This is a genomic window from Citrobacter sp. CK194 (assembly GCF_030333395.1).
Classification (GTDB): domain Bacteria; phylum Pseudomonadota; class Gammaproteobacteria; order Enterobacterales; family Enterobacteriaceae; genus Citrobacter_B; species Citrobacter_B koseri.
The window spans coordinates 18664-32250 of the sequence record NZ_JAOWGA010000015.1 but is presented as its reverse complement, the minus strand read 5'-3'; the positions used below and the strand labels follow the sequence as shown (position 1 = coordinate 32250).

Below are 13587 nucleotides of genomic sequence, written 5' to 3'. Positions count from 1 at the left end.
GGGGAAATTGCGCGAAAAAGCAGGATTAAAAAGCCGGGCTAAAAAGCCGGATGGCGACGCTATGCGTCTTATCCGGCCTACAAGTTACATGTAGGCCCGGTAAGCTTGCGCCACCGGGCAAATCATCATCAGTGCGCTGCTGGCACGTTATGCTGGCGATGACGGGTAACAAACCCGAGGATAAAGCACATCACAAACACCACGGCATACAGACCGTTTGCGGTGAGCAACGCGGCCTGCGGGCCGCTGTGCGCCACGATTGGGCCTGTCACCACGAAGGTCAGCATGGTGCCAATGGTGCCGCAGGTCAGCACAAAGTTAACCAGCTTCGGCGACGGCACTTTGGTTTGCTGCGAACCCAGCGTAATGATTGAGGTGTAAATGGCGCTGGAGAAGAAGCCGAGCGTCAGAATAAACCACGCCATATGCTCCGGCTGGGCCTTAATGAACAGGTACATCAGCACCGCCGCCAGACCCGCCAGTACCGTCAGGATACGTTGCAGATCAAAGAAGCGCAGAATGAAGCTGAAGGCCCACATGCCGAACATGTACGACATCCAGAAATCGCTGACCAGCGTACCGGCGTCGTTCAGGCTCATGCCCAGACCTTTGGCGTATTCCGGCACCCAGGAGATGAAACCCAACTGACCGAGGATGTAGCACAGCGCGGCTATGGACAGGAACAGAACGCCAATGCCCCATTTCTCTTTTACCACCGGCGTTTCCGTTTTCGGCGCGTGTTTACCCAGCGCCGGAAATTCGCAGCCGAAGGTCAGGATGAAAATCGCCACGTAGACCAGACCGATGCAGGCGTATACCCAGTACCACTCAATGCTGCGCGCCAGCAGGTAAGCGGCGACCATCGGGAAGATCATCCCGGCCATACTGAAGAAGGAGTCGGTGAACAGCAGGCGAGAACCACGCTGACGGCCTTCATACATCTGGGTGATCAGGAAAGTACCGATCGACATGGTGATACCGCTCACCAGACCCAGTACAAACATTGCCGCAGAGAAAAGCGCCAGGCTATGGCTGAGCATCAGCCCGGCCACGGCCAGCACCATCAACACAAAGCCAAAACGCAGCTGCGTTTTCAGCGGGATAATTTCCATCAGCCAGGCATTCAGGAAAATAGAGATCAGGATACCGGCGTTAAGAAAGGTGAATGTGTTACTCATACTGGAAACGGGCAGGTTGAAATACTCTGCAATGTTTCCCATCACCATCCCGGTGACAATTACCAACGCGCCTGTCAGGGCGTAGGAGAGAAAGCTAATCCATGTGAGCTTGATGCGATTGCTGTTAGTCATGACTGGCCTGTGTATAGAGGTGTAAAGCGCGTTGACAGCGCCGTGAGCGGGCAGATTTTAGGCGTTTTAGTGATGTATTTAAATGTTTATTAGCAATTATTGTAAGCGTTACATTTTTTAACGTGACATTGATCACATTAATATGCCGAAAAGCACAACAAAATCGTAAGGTTACATTTGTTTCAGATACGTAAAATTAGGTAAAGGGCTGGCCTGCTCCTTGAAGGCTCTTTAGAATCAATCTACTTGCTTTTGTTACTGCTCTCGTTAAGGAAATCTCATGCTCAAATCGACTCTGGCGGCTGTTGCAGCTGTTCTCGCTCTTTCTGCTCTCTCTCCTGTAGCGTTGGCAGCGAAAGGTGACCCACATGTTCTGCTGACGACCTCCGCCGGAAATATTGAACTGGAACTGAATAGCCAGAAAGCGCCAGTTTCAGTGCAAAACTTTGTCGATTATGTCAACAGCGGTTTCTATAACAACACCACGTTCCACCGTGTGATCCCCGGCTTTATGGTGCAGGGCGGCGGTTTTAACGAGCAGATGCAGCAAAAGAAACCTAACCCGCCGATCAAGAACGAAGCGGACAACGGGCTGCGCAACACCCGTGGCACCATTGCGATGGCGCGTACCGCAGATAAAGACAGCGCAACCAGCCAGTTCTTTATCAACGTTGCAGACAACGCCTTCCTGGATCACGGCCAGCGCGATTTTGGCTACGCCGTATTTGGTAAAGTTGTGAAAGGGATGGATGTCGCTGACAAAATCTCCCAGGTGCAGACGCACGATGTCGGCCCTTACCAAAATGTTCCTTCAAAACCGATAGTTATCCTTTCCGCCAAAGTCCTGCCGTAATGGCATTCTGCGCGGGCCAGTAATGCCCGCGCGATTCCTGACCTCTGCGTAACCTGAATTTGCTGCTTATACTTGTGGCAAGTGCAGGCACATTCAGGGAGGTCTCGTGAAAAAACTCACCGATAAACAAAAGTCTCGCCTCTGGGAACAACGACGAAATATCAATTTCCAGGAGAGTCGACGTCTGGAAGGGGTGGACATCCCGTTAGTTACCCTGACCGCCGAAGAAGCACTGGTGCGCCTGGCAGAATTAAGGAGGCACTATGAGCGATAAGTTTGGTGATGGACGCGACCCCTATCTGTATCCCGGCCTGAATATCATGCGTAACCGCTTAGGCATCCGGCAGGTTCAGCGTCTGGAGCAGGCGGCGTATGAACTGACCGCACTGCGTGCCGCGACGATTGAACCTGGCCCCCTGGTGCGCGGACTGCCTCACCTTCGCGCCATTCATCGTCAGCTGTATCAGGATGTTTTTGACTGGGCCGGGCAACTGCGCGAGGTCGATATATATCAGGGAGATACCCGTTTTTGCCATTTTGCCTACATCGAAAAAGAGGGCAACGCCCTGATGCAGGATCTGGAAGAAGAGGGGTATCTGGTCGGGCTGACGAAAGAGAAATTCGCCGATCGTCTGGCGCACTATTACTGTGAAATTAATGTGCTGCATCCTTTTCGCATCGGCAGCGGACTGGCGCAGCGCATCTTCTTTGAGCAACTGGCGCTCCACGCCGGTTATATCCTGAGCTGGAGCGGCATTCAGGTGGCCGAATGGAGCCAGGCGAACCAGAGCGGCGCGATGGGCGACCTGTCGGGATTACAGGCAATATTTCGTAAAGGGGTAAGCGAAGCCCAGGAAACTGAGTAGAATAGCGCGGTTCTTACGTACCGGAGCCGCCATGATTCTGCTGATCGACAACTATGATTCGTTTACCTGGAACCTTTATCAGTATTTCTGCGAACTGGGCGCTGATGTCCTGGTCAGGCGGAATGACGCGTTGACGCTGGCGCAAATTGACGCGCTGAATCCGCAAAAAATCGTGATCTCGCCGGGGCCCTGTACGCCGGATGACGCGGGCATCTCCCTGGCAGTAATCCGCCATTATGCCGGGCGCCTTCCCATGCTCGGCGTCTGTCTTGGACACCAGGCGATGGCGCAGGCCTTTGGTGCGACGATCGTGCGGGCGGCCAAAGTGATGCACGGTAAAACCTCTCCCGTCACCCATAGCGGCCAGGGCGTTTTTCAGGGGCTATCGAACCCGCTTACCGTCACGCGCTATCACTCGCTGGTGATCGATCCTGCGACGCTTCCCGCCTGCTTTGACGTTACGGCCTGGAGCGACACGCAGGAAATTATGGGGATTCGCCACCGGGAGTGGGATCTGGAAGGGGTGCAGTTCCACCCGGAAAGTATTCTGAGCGAGCAGGGACATCAACTGCTGGCTAATTTCCTGTCGCGCTGATTTGTGGTTGCTATATAGTGATTTTTTATGCATATTTTATGACTGAAATTTCATTTAGCTGGATGGGCATAAGATGGCAACTGAACAAACTGCAATTACGCGCGCGACTTTCGATGAAGTTATCCTGCCGATTTATGCACCGGCAGAGTTTATTCCGGTAAAAGGCAAGGGCAGCCGGGTCTGGGATCAGCAGGGTAAAGAGTACGTTGATTTCGCGGGTGGGATTGCAGTTACCGCCTTAGGGCATTGCCATCCGGCGCTGGTGGACGCGCTGAAAACGCAGGGTGAAACGCTGTGGCACACCAGCAACGTTTTTACTAACGAACCTGCGCTGCGTCTGGGGCGTAAACTGATCGACGCGACCTTCGCCGAGCGCGTGCTGTTTATGAACTCCGGCACCGAAGCCAACGAAACCGCCTTCAAACTGGCGCGCCACTATGCCTGCGTGCGTCATAGCCCGTTTAAAACCAAAATCATCGCCTTCCATAACGCTTTTCATGGCCGCTCGCTGTTTACCGTTTCCGTTGGTGGTCAGCCGAAGTATTCCGACGGATTTGGCCCTAAACCGGCGGATATCATCCATGTTCCTTTCAACGACCTGCACGCGGTGAAAGCGGTGATGGATGACCATACCTGCGCGGTGGTGGTGGAGCCGATCCAGGGAGAAGGCGGCGTCACCGCCGCAACGCCAGCGTTTCTGCAAGGCCTGCGCGAGCTGTGCGATCGGCATCAGGCGCTGCTGGTGTTTGATGAAGTTCAGTGCGGTATGGGGCGCACCGGCGATCTGTTCGCCTATATGCACTACGGCGTGACGCCGGATATTCTTACCAGTGCGAAAGCGCTGGGCGGCGGCTTCCCGGTCAGCGCTATGCTGACCACGCAGGAGATTGCGTCCGCGTTCCACGTTGGGTCGCACGGTTCCACCTACGGCGGCAACCCGTTGGCCTGCGCCGTTGCCGGGGCCGCGTTCGATATCATCAATACGTCTGACGTGCTGAGCGGCGTTCAGACTAAACGCGAGCGGTTTGTTCAGCATTTGCAGAAGATTGACGCGCAGTATGACATTTTCAGCGATATTCGCGGCATGGGGCTGTTGATTGGCGCGGAACTGAAGCCGCAGTACAAAGGCCGGGCGCGGGATTTCCTTTACGCTGGCGCGCATGAAGGCGTTATGGTGCTGAATGCCGGGCCGGATGTCATGCGCTTTGCTCCGTCGCTGGTGGTGGAAGAGGTGGATATTGACGAAGGGATGCAGCGTTTTGCGCAGGCGGTGGCGAAAGTGGTTGGCTGATTGCCGGATGGCGCTACGCTTATCCGGCCTACAAATCGTGTTTTCCCTGTAGGCCGGATAAGGCGCTTGCGCCGCCATCCGGCAAACAACAAACAACAAACAGCAAACAACGTCAACCCTTCATATCCCGTAACCGGCGACTAAGCCAGATGCCGTGATGCGGGCGCTGGCGCCATGCCACTGACGAAATGGTGTGCATGGTATTCAGGTGCCCCAGCACGCGTTGCAGATGCTGTTCCAGCGTGCTGAGTGGCCCGTGGGAGAGCATCTCCGATGACTCCAGAATATTCACATCCCCGGAACCGCCCGGCGCGTCATACTCCAGCCGCTGCTGACAGCGCTGGAGCGCAATTTCGCAGGATTCCAGATAGCGCTGCGCCAGATCCGGCGTCAGCATCGTATGCTCGCGCGCCAGCGTGGTCATGGCGTTGACGTGCTCAACGATAAACTGGCTGTGCGTTACCCACAGTTTCATATCTTCCAGATAGTGCGTGTTAAACCCCGGTTCTTGCATCGCCTGATTCAGCGAGTTAAACAGCGTATTGTGCGCCTGGTTCACCCGCATTCGCTGATACGCCAGCGGCGTTGGCTGCGGGTCGTTGCTGAGGATCAGCCGAATGGCCTCCTGGTCCGCTTCCAGCGCGTCGTGGGCATTCTTACGCAAAAGGCCGCTTTGCCACTGCGGCCAGAGCCAGACCATTCCGCCAAAAGCAATCAGGCAGCCAATGACCGTATCAATAAATCGCGGCACGATGAACTGTTCGCCGTTGAGCGTCAGCAGTTGCAGGGTATAGACCGCCGTCACCGTAAAACCAACCGTCGCCCAGCCGTAGTTTTTGCGAATGGTCAGATAGCTCACCAGCGTAATGATCAGCATTAATGCCAGCGTGTAGCCTTCAGGAATGCGAAAGTGCAACGTGACGCCCGCCACCACCAGACCGGCCAGCGTACCCGCCGAACGGTGCAGAATGCGTACGCGCGTCGCGCCGTAGCCGTTTTGCGTGACGAACAGGATGGTCATCAGAATCCAGTACGGCTTGGGCAGATGTAAGGCGCTGCCCATCAGACTGGCGATACTTAACATGACGCTGATTCGCCCGGCGTTGCGCAGCGCGGGCGATTTAAACGATAAATAGCTTTTCAGCGCGGGCAGCAGCGGCAGGCGACGCTGTTTATCAGCCATCAGGTCGCGTGCGTACAGCGGACGCTGAGTGCGTAATACGCGGGCAATACGGCTAAAGTGCCAGTAGCAAAACTGCCCGACAGGGTTTTCCGGGTGCTGATTGGCGATTTTTTCCAGCGCGCCAGTCTGCTTCTCCATCGAAAAACGGCTGGGCAGACGGTGATACAGGATGTCATCCGCGATGATGCGCAGGCGGGCAGCGACGGTTTGCGCATTCCAGCGAATAACCTGTTCCGCGTGGCTGCGCTCCACCAGCTTCTGAACCTCCTCCGGCTGATGCAAACTAACGGAGATATGCTCCTGTAAGTCCAGCGCTTCCTGGAAGGCGCGCAGCAGGCGCTTGTAGTCATTATTGTGCTGGGCCGACAGCATGTGCATTTGCTGGTAACACTGGGTAATGAGATCCACCGCTTTCTGCTGGCGCACCAGCAGAGGCGGCAGCGCTTTTTCTGGATCGATATGCTGCGTGAGCAGGCTGTATTTGGCCTCGCAATAGTCGGCCAGCTCGCGATACAGCAGGCTGAGCGATTCGCGCAGCGGCTGTTCGCGCCACAGCCAGAACCAGAACCAGTTAAACAGCCCGTACCATAGCGTGCCGAGCGCGTAGATGAGCAGCGGCTCCCAGACCGGCATGTTCCCCGCCAGGCTTAGCGTGAAAATGGCGGCAATCAGTGAAGCGGGCAGCAGCCTTGCATGCAGCGGGCTGATTTCCGCCGTGACGCCGAGCAGCAGCGTCAGTCCGGTGAGGATCAGCGGCAGGGGGATGTCGCGCGCCAGCAGCAGTTGCGTAATCAGGCTGCATCCGGCAAACAGCGATCCGCCGATGATTAAGCGTTTGAAAAAGCGTTTATGCGGGGTATCAAGACCGGCAATATTGCAGCAGGCGGGAACGAGCGAGAACAGCAGTCCCAGGTGCAACTGGCCGATGATCAGGCCGATAGCCACAGGCAGGCACAGCACCAGCGTTTGCCGTAGTGCGTAGTTGATCTCAGGATGGTAAATCAGTCTTCGCCACATCGGTGCAAACAAAAATGGCGCATTACCCGGTAATGCGCCATTCCGACGGGATTAACGCGTGCCGTAGACGACGATGGTCTTACCGTGAGCGGAGATCAGATTCTGATCTTCGAGCATTTTCAGAATACGCCCCACGGTTTCACGGGAGCAGCCAACGATCTGGCCGATCTCCTGACGGGTGATTTTGATCTGCATGCCATCCGGGTGAGTCATCGCGTCAGGTTGTTTCGCCAGGTTCAGCAGGGTCTGAGCGATACGGCCCGTTACGTCGAGGAAGGCGAGGTTACCGACTTTCTCAGATGTCACTTGCAGACGGCGAGCCATCTGGGAAGACAGGCGCATCAGAATATCCGGGTTTACCTGGATCAACTGACGGAATTTCTTGTAAGAAATTTCAGCGACTTCACAGGCCGTTTTGGCACGTACCCAGGCACTGCGTTCCTGACCCTCTTCAAACAGGCCCAGTTCGCCAATAAAATCGCCCTGATTCAGATAAGAAAGGATCATTTCTTTCCCTTCTTCATCTTTGATCAACACTGCCACTGAGCCTTTAACGATGTAGTACAACGTTTCCGCTTTTTCACCCTGGTGAATCAGCGTGCTCTTCGATGGGTACTTATGAATGTGGCAATGAGACAAGAACCATTCGAGAGTCGGGTCTGTTTGCGGTTTGCCAAGCACCATGCGCGGTTATCCTCTGTTATAAGCTGTCTCCAGAGCCAGAACACGACACTGCCTCTGGGTTTGCAAAAATAGGTTTCCCGAATTCCTGGGAAGGGGGCTGTCGAAAATGTACTGCAGCCTGAATGTGATGTCCTCTGCATACATGCAGTACGTCAATGTATTACTGTAGCATCCCGACTGTTTTAGCATAGCTTTCGCCGTGTGTCTCCTGGTGTCTCGCTTCAGCATGACGCAGGTCGCCTTCCGTTGCGAGATTTGTTATGTGCGCGTAATCTGTCAGGAAAATTGACACATTGGAGTTCCGAATATGCAAGCGCGTGTAAAGTGGGTTGAAGGGTTAACCTTTCTGGGAGAGTCTGCCTCCGGCCACCAGGTTTTAATGGATGGCAACTCCGGTGATAAAGCGCCAAGCCCGATGGAAATGGTGCTGATGGCCGCAGGCGGTTGTAGCGCAATCGACGTGGTTTCTATTTTGCAGAAAGGGCGTCAGGATGTGACGAATTGCGAAGTGAAGCTGACGTCCGAACGCCGTGAAGAAGCGCCGCGCCTGTTTACGCATATTAATCTGCATTTCATTGTGACCGGCAATGACCTGAAAGACGCGGCGGTTGCGCGGGCGGTCGATCTTTCGGCTGAGAAGTATTGCTCAGTGGCGCTGATGCTGGAAAAAGCGGTGAATATTACCCATTCGTATGAAGTGATTGCGGCGTGATGCCGGTTGCCTGATGGCGCTACGTTTATCAGGCCTACGAATTCGCACTCTGTAGGCCGGATAAGGTGCCAGCCGCCATCCGGCATATATCAAACGTACCTTGTAGGCCGGATAAGGCGCCAGCCGCCATCCGGCAAACAGCGAACAGATTATTCGATCTTCTTCCCTTCCATCAGTCGCTGAACCAGCGGCAACATGATCAGCTCCATCGCCAGCCCCATTTTGCCGCCCGGCACCACGAGTGTATTGATATGGGAAATAAACGACCCCTGCAACATCGCCAGCAGCCACGGGAAATCAATCCCTTCCAGATTTCTGAAATGAATGACCACAAAACTTTCGTCCAGCGAAGGAATGCCTTTCGCGGCGAAGGGATTGGAGGTGTCAACGGTGGGCACGCGCTGGAAGTTAATGTGGGTACGGGAAAACTGCGGCGTAATGAAATTAATGTAGTCATCCATTGAGCGGACAACGGAATCCATCACCGCCTCGCGGGAGTGGCCGCGCTCGCTGGTATCGCGAATCAGTTTTTGAATCCACTCCAGGTTGACGATCGGCACCACGCCGACCAGCAGATCGACATGACGCGCGACATCATGCTGCGGCGTTACCACGCCGCCGTGCAGCCCTTCGTAAAACAGCACATCGGTGGGTTCCGGCAGCGGCTGCCACGGGGTAAACGTCCCTGGCACCTGATTCCACGGCACGGCCTCATCGTAGGTATGAAGATACTTACGCGCCTGGCCTTTGCCCGTCTGTCCGTATTCAATAAAGGTTTGTTCCAGCAGGCTGAAGTCGTTGGCTTCAGGGCCGAAATAGCTGATATGCCGCCCGGCGTCGCGCGCTTTGCGGATCGCCATGTCCATTTCGGGGCGTGTGTAACGATGAAAACTGTCGCCTTCCACCTCGGCTGCGCGCAGATTTAACTGCGCGAAAATTTTTCGAAACGCGAGGCTGGTGGTCGTGGTCCCCGCGCCGCTGGATCCTGTTACCGCAATCACCGGATGTTTGGCAGACATAACAACTCCATGAATCAACAAAAGTTTTAGTATAGTCGGCCGTCAGCAGCGGATTATTCGCGAAACTGTCCACGCGGCATAATGTTGACCGTCTCGTGCAGTTCAGACCACACCAGAACAGCTTCTCCGCACTGTAGCTGTCGTTTGACGTCGGCGACCTTTTGCTCAAGCGAACGTTCATGTTCACCATAATCGGTGCCTTCACGCAACACAAAGCTTTCGATCAAATTGTCCAGCGTCTCAGAAGACAGCTCTTGCCAGGGGATCATCATGATGACGCCTCCAGATACGTTGTCAGCCAGTCGGGAATCCGCGACTCCAGCCACATTTCCGGGCGACGCAGCGTCCCGCCGATAAATCCAACATGCCCGCCATGCTCGGTGAGCTGATACTCCACCAGCGGCGGCAGATTTTCCGGTTTCGGGATCACATGATGATCCATAAACGGATCGTCTTTCGCGTGGATGATGAGCGTCGGTTTGGCGATCTGGTTGAGCATCGGCATGGCGCTACATTGACGATAATAGTCTATCGCGTCGGCAAAGCCGTGAATTTTCGCGGTGATCAGATCGTCAAATTCACGGAGCCGGCGCACGGATTTGAGCTGCGCCAGATTAATCGGCAGTGTGCCGGGGTATGCCGCCAGCTTGCGAGCGGCGTTGGCCTTCAGCAGATTGAGCAGATAGCGCTGATAAACGCGGGAAAACCCTTTTTCCATATGATAGCTGCACGCTTCCAGCACGAAGGGGGCGGAAACGATGACCGCCGCGTCAATCGGGATCTCGCGGCCTTCTTTCGCCAGCAGACACGCCAGCATATTTCCGCCGAGCGAATAGCCGACGGCGGCGGTGGGGACGGCGCCAAACTCGCGCTGTAGCCAGTGTAAAAACCAGGTGCCGTCTTCCGTTTCGCCGGAGTGATAAATGCGGTTCAGCCGGTTCGGTTCGCCGCTACAGCCGCGAAAGTGCATGACCACGCCCAGCCAGCCGCGCTTTTGCGCCGCTTCAATCAGCCCGTGAGCGTACGGGCTGTTCAGGCTGCCTTCCAGGCCGTGAAAAACCACCAGACGCGGTTTGTGCTTCGCGTGCTGTGGATCTTCACTCCAGGCCAGATCGATAAAATCGCCGTCCGGTAATTCCAGACGTTGCCAGTGCGCATCGAACTTCACCTTGCGGCGGATGAGTCGCGGCAGCATGGTTTGCAGGTGGCGGTTGCGGATACCGCGCATTGGCACGAACTCCGCACTATCGTGACCGGTGATATCAAGGTCGGGGGAGGTTATTTGAGTCATAAATTATGCGATGTTTTTTTAAATCTGCCGCCTACTATACCGTCACTTTCCCCTGGTGTTTATGAAAATGAGGCAGGGGGAGCGGATTTACACCTTCCTGACGCTGATCTTAATCACAATTCATTACTCAAATTATTACTCTCAGGCTAATGATTCCTCTCTACGCTTAATTGATGACTTTCTCACCAGGGCGCACACTCTTTCCAGTGTTAAGCAATCAAAATGATTAGCTGAATCAGGAGGTTAATAATGTTATCTGGGCAAACGCCAGCACGAGTCTGGAACACGCGCCGCACCGAGAAGCAGCGGCGTCTGGCTTCTGTTCCGGTGCAGGGCAAGGTGCTGCCAACCGCAGACCTGACCGCAATGCTGGAAAAACTGATCGCGCCGGGTGACCGCGTGGTATTAGAAGGGAATAACCAGAAGCAGGCAGATTTCCTGTCCCGCATGCTGGCGGAGGTCAACCCGCAGATAGTGCATGACCTGCATATGATCATGCCAAGCGTTGGGCGCAGCGAGCATCTCGATATTTTCGAAAAGGGTATCGCCCGCAAGCTGGACTTCTCTTTTTCCGGCACCCAAAGTCTGCGCATCTCGCAACTGCTGGAAGATGGCCTGCTGGAAATTGGCGCCATCCACACCTACATCGAACTTTATTCCCGTCTTTACGTCGACCTGGCGCCAAACGTGGCGCTGATTGCCGGTTACAAAGCTGACCGCAAAGGCAACCTCTACACCGGGCCGAGTACCGAAGATACCCCGGCGCTGGTGGAAGCCGCCGCATTCCACGATGGTATCGTTATCGCACAGGTGAATGAGCTGGTGGACGACGAGTGCGACTTGCCGCGCGTCGATATTCCGGGCTCGTGGATCGACTATGTGGTGGTTGCCGACAAACCGTTCTTTATCGAACCGCTGTTCACTCGCGACCCGCGCCTGATCAAACAGGAACATATCCTGATGGCGATGATGGCCATCAAAGGCATCTACGCAGAGCACCAGGTGCAGTCGCTGAACCACGGTATCGGCTTCAACACCGCCGCTATTGAACTGCTGCTGCCGACCTGGGGCGAGCAACTCGGTCTGCGCGGCAAAATCTGTAAACACTGGACGCTGAACCCGCATCCGACGCTGATCCCGGCGATTGAAAGCGGCTGGGTGGAAAGCGTGCACTGCTTCGGCGGCGAGCTGGGGATGGAGGAGTACATCCGCGCCCGTCCTGACGTGTTCTTTACCGGCGCCGACGGCTCCATGCGTTCTAACCGCGCTTTCTGTCAGCTGGCGGGTCAGTACGCGGTCGATATGTTTATCGGCTCCACGTTGCAGGTTGATGGCCTGGCTAACTCCTCAACGGTGACTCGCGGTCGTCTGTCCGGCTTCGGCGGCGCGCCAAACATGGGCCACGACCCGCACGGTCGCCGTCACGCTACCCCCGCCTGGCTGAACATGATCACCGAACCTGACCCCATGCAGCGCGGTAAAAAGCTGGTGGTGCAGATGGTGGAAACTTTCCAGGCGGGCGTGAAACCGACCTTCGTGGAAAAACTGGATGCGGTTGACGTGGCGAAAGCCTCCGGTATGCCGCTGGCGCCGGTGATGATCTACGGCGACGACGTGACCCACGTTCTGACCGAAGAAGGTATCGCTTATCTCTATCGGGCGGAAAGTCTGGAAGAGCGTCGCGCGATGGTTGCGGCGGTGGCCGGTATCACCGATATCGGTCTGGGCGTAGACGCCCGGCGCGTCGCCGAACTGCGTCAGAGCGGCAAGGTGGTTTACCCGGAAGATATGGGCATTCGTCGTACCGACGCCACCCGCTCTCTGCTGGCGGCCGGCAGCGTTGCTGACCTGGTGGAATGGTCCGGGGGGCTCTACAACCCACCTGCGAAATTTCGGAGCTGGTAATGAAACTTCTGCCCCGGATTCAGGTTGAAGGCGGCGCCGAATGGCTGGCGCGAACCGCCACACAGTGTCTGATCGACGAAGCACGATTAAGCCCGAAGCCCGGTCTGGTGGACAGTCGGGGGAACGGCGCGCACCACGATTTATCGCTTGCGCTGATGGAGCGCTCGGCGCACAGCCTGACCTCCACGTTTCAGGCGCTGGCGCAACAAAGCTGGCGGCGTCCGGCTGATATTGCGCTCAGACAAACCATAGGGCGACTCGGTCGCGAAGGCGAGCAACTGATGATGGCGTCAACGGGCGGCGTGAACACCCACCGTGGCGCGATTTGGGCGCTGGGGCTGTTGGTGAGCGCCGTGGCGATGCACGGCGGCGCGGGCAGGGCGCAGCAGGTGACGGCAACCGCCGCTGAACTGGCAAAACTGCCGGATGACGCCGCGCCGAAAGTCTTCAGTAAAGGGCTGCGCGCCACCCATCGTTATCGCGTACCGGGCGCCAGAGAAGAGGCACAGCAGGCGTTTCCACACATTATGCAGCGTGCGCTGCCGCAGCTTCGGCTAAGCCGACAGAACGGCAGCAGTGAAATGCACGCCCGGCTGGATGCGCTGATGGCCATCATGACCTCGCTGACCGACACCTGCGTGCTTTCTCGCGCCGGGATGGAGGGGCTGGATGCCATGCAGCACGGCGCACGCGCCGTTCTCCATGCGGGCGGTAGCGCGCACCCGGCAGGGTCGCAGGCGCTGGCCCGTTTAGACCGTCAGATGCTGGCGCTGAACGCCTCGCCGGGCGGCGCGGCGGACTTGCTCGCCGCCACCCTGTTTCTCGATCGCGTCGAAACGTCTTATTCAAAGCATTAAGAGG

Annotated in this window: 14 protein-coding genes; 8 read left to right on the top strand and 6 right to left on the bottom strand. The window is 56.2% G+C overall.

Annotation, left to right across the window (positions count from 1 at the left end; genetic code table 11):
- Positions 1–128 precede the first annotated feature (128 nt).
- Positions 129–1310 carry an MFS transporter TsgA gene (gene tsgA, locus OGX80_RS05690; RefSeq protein ID WP_012135472.1) on the bottom strand — a complete coding sequence of 394 codons (1182 nt, stop codon included), beginning with the start codon at positions 1308–1310 and terminating at the stop codon, positions 129–131.
- Between the two features lie 280 nt (positions 1311–1590).
- Here tsgA and ppiA point away from each other — a divergent pair, with 280 nt between their 5' ends.
- The 5 genes from ppiA to argD all read left to right on the top strand — a co-directional run bounded on the left by ppiA (position 1591) and on the right by argD (position 4915).
- Positions 1591–2163 (top strand): peptidylprolyl isomerase A, encoded by a 573-nt coding sequence (gene ppiA / locus OGX80_RS05685; protein ID WP_012135471.1) that lies wholly within the window; start codon positions 1591–1593, stop codon positions 2161–2163.
- A gap of 106 nt (positions 2164–2269) precedes the next feature.
- Positions 2270–2437 (top strand): FicA/YhfG family antitoxin, encoded by a 168-nt coding sequence (gene ficA, locus OGX80_RS05680; RefSeq protein ID WP_012135470.1) that lies wholly within the window; start codon positions 2270–2272, stop codon positions 2435–2437.
- Complete coding sequence (locus OGX80_RS05675) at positions 2427–3029, top strand: putative adenosine monophosphate-protein transferase Fic (protein WP_012135469.1); 603 nt, start codon at positions 2427–2429, stop codon at positions 3027–3029. Before ficA ends, OGX80_RS05675 begins: the two co-directional genes overlap by 11 nt.
- A 31-nt stretch (positions 3030–3060) precedes the next feature.
- Complete coding sequence (gene pabA, locus OGX80_RS05670; RefSeq protein WP_115181045.1) at positions 3061–3624, top strand: aminodeoxychorismate synthase component 2; 564 nt, start codon at positions 3061–3063, stop codon at positions 3622–3624.
- Positions 3625–3697: 73 nt separating this feature from the next.
- Positions 3698–4915 carry a bifunctional acetylornithine/succinyldiaminopimelate transaminase gene (argD, locus tag OGX80_RS05665; protein ID WP_115181046.1) on the top strand — a complete coding sequence of 406 codons (1218 nt, stop codon included), beginning with the start codon at positions 3698–3700 and terminating at the stop codon, positions 4913–4915.
- 112 nt (positions 4916–5027) lie between these two features.
- On the opposite strand, the gene OGX80_RS05660 is transcribed toward argD, so the two are convergent.
- Together OGX80_RS05660 and crp are read right to left on the bottom strand one after the other, a co-directional pair.
- The gene (locus OGX80_RS05660) at positions 5028–7115 is read right to left on the bottom strand and encodes a YccS/YhfK family putative transporter (protein ID WP_012135464.1); all 2088 of its coding nucleotides are present in this window, start codon (positions 7113–7115) and stop codon (positions 5028–5030) included.
- A 51-nt stretch (positions 7116–7166) separates the two neighbouring features.
- Complete coding sequence (gene crp / locus OGX80_RS05655) at positions 7167–7799, bottom strand: cAMP-activated global transcriptional regulator CRP (RefSeq protein WP_000242758.1); 633 nt, start codon at positions 7797–7799, stop codon at positions 7167–7169.
- Positions 7800–8106: 307 nt separating this feature from the next.
- Here crp and OGX80_RS05650 point away from each other — a divergent pair, with 307 nt between their 5' ends.
- Positions 8107–8511, top strand: a complete 405-nt coding sequence (locus OGX80_RS05650; protein WP_012135462.1) for an OsmC family protein — start codon at positions 8107–8109, stop codon at positions 8509–8511.
- 149 nt (positions 8512–8660) lie between these two features.
- Here OGX80_RS05650 and OGX80_RS05645 read toward each other — a convergent pair whose 3' ends face one another.
- Genes OGX80_RS05645 through OGX80_RS05635 form a run of 3 tightly spaced genes read right to left on the bottom strand, consistent with a single transcriptional unit; the run spans position 8661 to position 10821 of the window.
- Entirely contained in the window at positions 8661–9530 is an 870-nt protein-coding gene (locus tag OGX80_RS05645) for a phosphoribulokinase (RefSeq protein WP_012135460.1), read from the bottom strand.
- Between the two features lie 53 nt (positions 9531–9583).
- Positions 9584–9802 carry a YheU family protein gene (locus OGX80_RS05640; RefSeq protein ID WP_047460774.1) on the bottom strand — a complete coding sequence of 73 codons (219 nt, stop codon included), beginning with the start codon at positions 9800–9802 and terminating at the stop codon, positions 9584–9586.
- Positions 9799–10821 (bottom strand): hydrolase, encoded by a 1023-nt coding sequence (locus OGX80_RS05635; RefSeq protein ID WP_012135458.1) that lies wholly within the window; start codon positions 10819–10821, stop codon positions 9799–9801. The genes OGX80_RS05640 and OGX80_RS05635 overlap by 4 nt, the downstream gene beginning before the upstream one ends.
- A 249-nt stretch (positions 10822–11070) precedes the next feature.
- On the opposite strand from OGX80_RS05635, the gene mdcA reads away from it, so the two are divergent.
- Positions 11071–12726, top strand: coding sequence for a malonate decarboxylase subunit alpha (gene mdcA, locus OGX80_RS05630; protein WP_047460778.1), 1656 nt, complete (start codon positions 11071–11073; stop codon positions 12724–12726).
- Entirely contained in the window at positions 12726–13583 is an 858-nt protein-coding gene (locus tag OGX80_RS05625; protein ID WP_115181047.1) for a triphosphoribosyl-dephospho-CoA synthase, read from the top strand. Before mdcA ends, OGX80_RS05625 begins: the two co-directional genes overlap by 1 nt.
- The last annotated feature ends 4 nt before the right edge of the window (positions 13584–13587 follow it).

Coding starts and splice junctions, on each gene's coding strand:
- tsgA (WP_012135472.1), bottom strand. CDS start 1,310: ATGACTAACAGCAATCGCATCAAGCTCACATGGATTAGCTTTCTCTCC.
- ppiA (WP_012135471.1), top strand. CDS start 1,591: ATGCTCAAATCGACTCTGGCGGCTGTTGCAGCTGTTCTCGCTCTTTCT.
- OGX80_RS05675 (WP_012135469.1), top strand. CDS start 2,427: ATGAGCGATAAGTTTGGTGATGGACGCGACCCCTATCTGTATCCCGGC.
- pabA (WP_115181045.1), top strand. CDS start 3,061: ATGATTCTGCTGATCGACAACTATGATTCGTTTACCTGGAACCTTTAT.
- argD (WP_115181046.1), top strand. CDS start 3,698: ATGGCAACTGAACAAACTGCAATTACGCGCGCGACTTTCGATGAAGTT.
- OGX80_RS05660 (WP_012135464.1), bottom strand. CDS start 7,115: ATGTGGCGAAGACTGATTTACCATCCTGAGATCAACTACGCACTACGG.
- crp (WP_000242758.1), bottom strand. CDS start 7,799: ATGGTGCTTGGCAAACCGCAAACAGACCCGACTCTCGAATGGTTCTTG.
- OGX80_RS05650 (WP_012135462.1), top strand. CDS start 8,107: ATGCAAGCGCGTGTAAAGTGGGTTGAAGGGTTAACCTTTCTGGGAGAG.
- OGX80_RS05645 (WP_012135460.1), bottom strand. CDS start 9,530: ATGTCTGCCAAACATCCGGTGATTGCGGTAACAGGATCCAGCGGCGCG.
- OGX80_RS05640 (WP_047460774.1), bottom strand. CDS start 9,802: ATGATGATCCCCTGGCAAGAGCTGTCTTCTGAGACGCTGGACAATTTG.
- OGX80_RS05635 (WP_012135458.1), bottom strand. CDS start 10,821: ATGACTCAAATAACCTCCCCCGACCTTGATATCACCGGTCACGATAGT.
- mdcA (WP_047460778.1), top strand. CDS start 11,071: ATGTTATCTGGGCAAACGCCAGCACGAGTCTGGAACACGCGCCGCACC.
- OGX80_RS05625 (WP_115181047.1), top strand. CDS start 12,726: ATGAAACTTCTGCCCCGGATTCAGGTTGAAGGCGGCGCCGAATGGCTG.